The organism is Ruegeria sp. HKCCD8929 (assembly GCF_013031405.1).
Taxonomy (GTDB): Bacteria; Pseudomonadota; Alphaproteobacteria; order Rhodobacterales; family Rhodobacteraceae; genus Ruegeria.
On sequence record NZ_WPZY01000084.1, the window covers coordinates 1 to 5,621 of the forward strand.

7 protein-coding genes are annotated in these 5,621 nt (G+C 61.0%); 6 read left to right on the top strand and 1 reads right to left on the bottom strand.

Going from position 1 to position 5,621, the window contains the following annotated elements:
* Positions 1-2,235: conjugal transfer protein TraG N-terminal domain-containing protein (locus GOX53_RS28565; protein WP_171182269.1), on the top strand; the 2,235-nt coding region annotated here is incomplete at its 5' end.
* Positions 2,236-2,240: 5 nt separating this feature from the next.
* Here the strand turns inward: GOX53_RS28565 and GOX53_RS28570 are convergent.
* Positions 2,241-2,711 (bottom strand): hypothetical protein, encoded by a 471-nt coding sequence (locus GOX53_RS28570; RefSeq protein WP_171182270.1) that lies wholly within the window; start codon positions 2,709-2,711, stop codon positions 2,241-2,243.
* A 123-nt stretch (positions 2,712-2,834) separates the two neighbouring features.
* Here GOX53_RS28570 and GOX53_RS28575 point away from each other — a divergent pair, with 123 nt between their 5' ends.
* From GOX53_RS28575 to GOX53_RS29670, 5 genes are all read left to right on the top strand, one after another.
* Positions 2,835-3,596 (top strand): DsbA family protein, encoded by a 762-nt coding sequence (locus GOX53_RS28575; RefSeq protein WP_171182271.1) that lies wholly within the window; start codon positions 2,835-2,837, stop codon positions 3,594-3,596.
* Positions 3,597-3,781: 185 nt separating this feature from the next.
* The gene (locus GOX53_RS28580; RefSeq protein ID WP_171182272.1) at positions 3,782-4,276 is read left to right on the top strand and encodes a hypothetical protein; all 495 of its coding nucleotides are present in this window, start codon (positions 3,782-3,784) and stop codon (positions 4,274-4,276) included.
* 1 nt (position 4,277) lies between these two features.
* Positions 4,278-4,580, top strand: a complete 303-nt coding sequence (locus GOX53_RS28585; RefSeq protein WP_171182273.1) for a hypothetical protein — start codon at positions 4,278-4,280, stop codon at positions 4,578-4,580.
* Positions 4,581-4,608: 28 nt separating this feature from the next.
* Positions 4,609-5,196, top strand: coding sequence for a hypothetical protein (locus GOX53_RS28590; protein ID WP_171182274.1), 588 nt, complete (start codon positions 4,609-4,611; stop codon positions 5,194-5,196).
* Between the two features lie 10 nt (positions 5,197-5,206).
* The coding region (locus tag GOX53_RS29670) for a hypothetical protein (protein WP_217351983.1) at positions 5,207-5,621 on the top strand (415 nt) is incomplete at its 3' end.

The following is a 5,621-nucleotide window of genomic DNA, read 5'->3' on the forward strand; positions in this document are numbered from 1 at the left end:
GCGCGGTCCGAGGCGCAGACCTCGGCGAGCTACAGCACGATCGGGGTGAACGCACTCAAATGGGTGCCGCTCCTGAAGATCATCTTCGAGACGATCTACTACGGCGCCTTCCCGCTGGCGATGCTGCTGATGATGACGCCGCTCGTGTGGACGGTGATCAAGGGGTATTTCGGCGGCTTTGTGTGGCTTGCGGCCTGGGATCCTCTCTCGGCCATCCTGCATTCCACCCTGATGGGCCGGAGTGCCGGCTATTACCGCGAGGCCATGGGGACCTTCAATGGCTCCAACATCGACTATGTGATGAGCTTTGCCAATCAGTTCGGCATCCGCGCCGTCCAGCAAGATGTCAGCACAGTGGCCGGATACCTGATGATGTCGGTGCCTTTCATCGCCACCATCATCTTCTTTGGCGCCGGCCGCATGGCCGGGCTGGCGACGTCCTTCCTCAATGTGGGGCAGGGGGCTGCGATGGAAGCGGGGCGCGAGACAGCGACCGGCAATATCTCATTGGCCAATGCGTCGATGAACAACATGGCGGCCAACAAGTACAACACCTCCAGCCTCTACGACACCGGACTGGCAACCCGCCGCCTGGCAGATGGCGCGCTGCATCATCGCAACGCGGACGGATCACAGACCTATTCGACCGGAACGGCGCAGACGACAAGCGGCATGTCCGCGCGGGTCGGCCAGACCATTCGCGAAGAGGTCTCCGACCGCAAGGACGCCGCAATCCGCACGGCCACCTCGGCGCGGGATGAATGGTCAACGGCTGTCAACGAAACCGCAGCCGATTATGCCGACTTCGGACGCAGCCTGAGCAGCGGGACCAGTGTTGGCAATGATGCGTCGTCTACCTCAAACCTCCGGAGCATCAAGGAGGCGCGGGAAGCACACCAGGCTGTTGAGGATTTTTCGAAGCAGCATGGGATTTCTGTTGATGCCGCCTACAAGATTGCCCTCACAGCAGGTACGCCGGGTAGCAAGGTACTTGGTGGAAATGCGACTGCGGAATTAGTTGGTGTCGATCGAGACAGCTATGACCGGATCAGCAAAGCAGCGCGGGAATCCGGACTGTCAGAAAGTGTGTCCAAGTTTGCCGAGGCCAGCCACTCGGTACGGGCTGGACAGCAATCCTCTGAGACCAACACCGAAAGTGGCGGCAACCGCTGGAGCATGGAAGACGTGCGCCGCATGGGCAATACCTATGCCGAGGCGCGGGAGGAGGCCGAAACGCTATCGGCTGCGGAAGCCAACCTCTATTCCAAAGGTATCAATTACGATCAGCAACTGACCGATGCCGTGATCGATGAGTGGCGTCAGGCCGGGTTCAGCGATGAACAGATTACCGGCTTCCTCAACCCCAAAACCACCAAAGGTGTACTGCGTCAGGAGAAGGCCGTGGAACAGGTGCTTCCCGGCCTCCTTGAGGATCTGGGGCTGGATAAACCGACACCCGATCTCACCAGCGCATTCACCCTGAGCCGGCCACAACAGGAGATCACGACACAGCAGCTGCCATCTTCCGGAACCGAGCATCGGGCGGAGCATCAGCGGGTGACGGATGCGACGAAGAAGCTGGAAGGGGCCATCAGCGACCGCCAGCAGGTTCTGGAAGGTAAGGCTACTGGAAAGGCTGCTTCCCATAAGCGCCAAGTGGTTGAGGGCCAGGATTTCGGCGTGATCCCAGGAATTGGCTACAAGTTGGGAACCACGGGTGCGGATGTCTGGGACTCGACCAAGGATGCATGGAATGGTGCATTTGGCGCAAGCAACCTCACTAACTATGACCGCGACGTGATGATCCGCACGATCCACGGGGAGGCCGGCCGACAAAGCGACCTTGGTCAGGCGGCTGTCGCCCATGTGATCATGAACCGGGTGGCCGATGATCGGTGGGGCGATAACCCGGCAGAGGTCAGCCTGCAGCTCAAGCAGTTCTCAGCCTGGAACAGCGGGGTAGGGGGCAACAGCCTACCGACCAAGCTGGAAGAGGGCAGCGAGCAATACGAACGCATCGGCCGCATCGTCGATGCCGTTGCCGCCGGCGAGATCGAGGACCCCACCGGCGGTGCCACACATTATTACTCACCGGCCGGCATGCGCGCCCACGTCGAAGCGGGCGAGCAGTCAAACGAGATCCCCACATGGCTGTCCCGAGAGACCAATGCGCGTGGTGGAGAAAACGTCAGGATTGGTGGTCACGTGTTTACCGGACGGAGGCGCGACGAATGAGCCGGTTATTGTCCGAGCGGAAAACGCCGCAGGTGTTGGAGAACCGTCGTGTTCCTCGCACCGATCCCATAGACTCCTCCATCGTGTTGGTAGGTATCATCGGAGCCGGATTGAGACACCTGCTTCCCGTGCTTAACGAAGTAGACCGCAAGCCAAACGCCGCCGATGCCAACATAGATCAGCGAAACAGCGTCCGGGGCCAGAACGGAGATGGGAAACAGGCCACCTACGTAGGCAAGCAGTTTCCAATAACGTTTGAACCAGCCCGTTGGCCCATCATCAGCCAGGACAGCGAACGGTCCAAAGACGAGGACGGCAAGCCACAGAAGCATGATCGCGGGACCAACACTATCGAGCGTGCCCGGGTTGAATCCGGCGCGGTTCGCAAGGCCAAGCACAAGCACCAGCGCCGTGAGCACAAGCATCACGGCGGCGTAGGCGGCAAGCCCTTTCCAGTTCTGTTTCAGGCGCGTCATGGCCGGTCTCCTTCTGGGGAACGAATTATAGCGCACAAAAGGGGAACATTCAATCCGGGGAGAAATTGCACCCCTGGATGTGTTCCCGGGTTTTCACAGTAGTTCAATAGAGGAAGAAAGCAGATGGCACATAAGTTTAGCAAGGCCTTCATTGCCGCCCTGATCGCAGCGGATCTCGCCCGTGCGGTTCCGGCCGGAGCGGAGAATTTTCCACCCCCGTCACCGGAGTTCATCGAGCAAGTGCGCCAGGCGCTGCTGCAGCGCCCGGAAATCATGCTCGAAGTCTTCGCCCTGCTTGAAGAACAGCAGAGTGCCCAGGAGGCCGTCGCAGATCTCGAGATCGTGGCCTCCGTTGCCCATGAGCTGTTCGAGGGCCTCGATCCCGCGAAGCCGATCCTGGTCGAGTTCCAGGACTACAACTGCGGCTACTGCCGCCGCGTGCATGCCAATGTGGCCGAGCTGAAGCGGCAGCGTCCGGATCTGCAGGTGGTGCTGTTGGAAACGCCGGTCCTGGGGGAGGCCTCCAGACACGCGGCTGAGGTTGCCCTGGCGTTGAAAGCGACCGAAGGGGCGGACGCCTATGAACGGTTCGCGGATGCGCTGATGACCCTGCAGGGCAATGCCGATCCGGTCTCGGTGCGCGCCACGCTCACGGATCTGGGGTTTGATGCGGAAGCCGTGATCCAGGCGGCAGCAGAGGGCGTTGGCGACGACGATCTCAGCCGCGCGGAACGGCTCGCCCGGCAGGTGGGTGCGCGAGGAACGCCGTATTTTGTCGGCCCGGGCGGACTTGTCCGAGGGTTTGGATCTCCGGAAGACCTGTCAGCGATCACGCTGCCGCCGGAGACTGATCCCGAGCAAGACCAGACAGGAGGCGGGGGATAACGGCCATGGCACACACGGGCAAAGCCCTTTCACGGTTGGAAGTGGCGGAAGGAGATCTCCTGTTCACCTCGAGTGGCACCAGGGATGGCTTCCCATCGTCACCAAATGACCCCCTCCCGCCGCGGCCCGCTTGAAAGGCCGCGCCGCAGGATTCCCCCAAATTCTAACGAAAATGAGGCAACACCATGCAAGTCACCGTAAAACTGATCCCCGCCCTGATGAGCGCCACTCTTATCCTGTCGGCGTGTTCAGGCGGCACCAGCCAGACCTCGGCCAATGTTTTGGGCCTGCAATCCATCTCAGGTGTGCAGCGTGCAGCACTTGCCGCGCCATCGGAGAAGGAATTGGCAATGAACTGCGCGCAGATCGAGGCGGAACTGGCCCGGCATTATGCCCGGATGGAAGAGATCAACCGCGCCGAGCGAGCCCGGGAGCGGCAGACAAACCTCACCGGGGGCCTGGTCGATGCCGGGTTGTCCGTCCTCGGTGCCGGCGCGATCGCCAATGCGGGATCGGCTCAGGGCATCCGCAATGTCGGCACCGCAACCAACCTGGTGGGGACCGCCGCGCAATCGGCAACCCGGGGCTCCGGGCCAAATGCGCAGACCTATAACGAAGCACTGGCCATCAGCGAGCGCAGCGCGGTGCTTGAGCGTGTGAAGCTGGACAAGGGGTGCTGAGATGAGCGCCCGTGACCGGCCCTTTAGAACCGCAATTGATGCCCTGCTCAACTCAGGCGCAGATGAACAGGCAAATGCCGAAGGCGAAACTGAAGTCGTTCGCCGCAATGTCCTCAAGCTCGCGGATCTCCTCGATCTGCCGAGAGAAGACCTCGAGGACGTTGAAACCGCCGGTGAACTGACGGGACGGCTGTACCGGCTGGCAGCGCGCGGGGCTGAAAATAAGGACATCGAAGGTGGTGATGCGTCCTCAGTCGATGGCGAACCTGGAGTAAGCGGCGCAGTACCGAGGAACCGGAGCTGAAGCCGGAGCCCTGTGATTGGAGGTTTCCATGGATCTAGCAAGGTACAAAGACATCCGGGTGCGGATCGAGGCCGCTGGTTTTGCGGAAGAGATCCAATGGGCAGAGACTGTCAAGCCGCCTGGGAATGCGGAAGAGTTTGCGCGCGAAGCCATCTACATCATCTGCAATTCCGGGATGAGATGGACGGTTGCCCGCAAGATCTTCGATGCGGTTATGCCACTGGTGGCGTCTGGCCAATCGGCATCCGGTGTCTTTGGCCACAAAGGCAAGGTTGCCGCGATCGACCGGATCTGGACCGACAGGGACCGCCTGTTCTACTGGTTTTCGCGAAAGACAACGGACACAGAGCGATTGGAATACCTCGCGCGGTTGCCATGGATCGGTCCGATCACGAAATACCATCTCGCCAAGAACCTCGGTGTGGATTGCGCCAAGCCGGATCGCTGGCTGGTCCGGCTCGCAGAGCATTTCCAGACAGATCCGCATGCGCTTTGCGCAAAGCTTTCTGAAGAGAGTGGCGACAGGATCGCCACGGTGGATCTCGTCCTTTGGCGGGCAGCGGAACGCGGGATCCTGGCGGAGCTGGGCCAAAGCGCAGTGATGACCTCGAAATGAAAGGAACACGATGACCCTCAGACACATACTCGCTTGCGTTGCGACCGCCGCAATCCTGTCCGCCTGCAATGACGGAACGGTGCCGGACAAGCACGTCATCACGTTTGAATCGCAGGTGCCGGCAGGCGGACCGTCCCGGGCCCAGGCCGAGGCCGCGCTGAAACGGTGGCTGCTGCATAATGTGCCTGACGGCCCATCACCGTCTGCAAGCTGCAACAGCCGCAACCCGGCAATCACGGTGGCAAGCTCAAGTTCGTCGAGTGTCATCGTGTGGCTGATGAGGCGTACCATGGGGGCTCTCCGAGTTGGCGGGCAGGGGCAAGGCCCCTGCCCGGTCTGGGTTCAGGATTTTGGGGTTTTCGGCTTTTCGATCCGCATGGCCTTGATGCCTTTGGCCTCGGCCTTGTCGGCGAGGTTGAGGGCAA

Coding starts and splice junctions, on each gene's coding strand:
- GOX53_RS28570 (WP_171182270.1), bottom strand. CDS start 2,711: ATGACGCGCCTGAAACAGAACTGGAAAGGGCTTGCCGCCTACGCCGCC.
- GOX53_RS28580 (WP_171182272.1), top strand. CDS start 3,782: ATGCAAGTCACCGTAAAACTGATCCCCGCCCTGATGAGCGCCACTCTT.
- GOX53_RS28590 (WP_171182274.1), top strand. CDS start 4,609: ATGGATCTAGCAAGGTACAAAGACATCCGGGTGCGGATCGAGGCCGCT.
- GOX53_RS28585 (WP_171182273.1), top strand. CDS start 4,278: ATGAGCGCCCGTGACCGGCCCTTTAGAACCGCAATTGATGCCCTGCTC.
- GOX53_RS28575 (WP_171182271.1), top strand. CDS start 2,835: ATGGCACATAAGTTTAGCAAGGCCTTCATTGCCGCCCTGATCGCAGCG.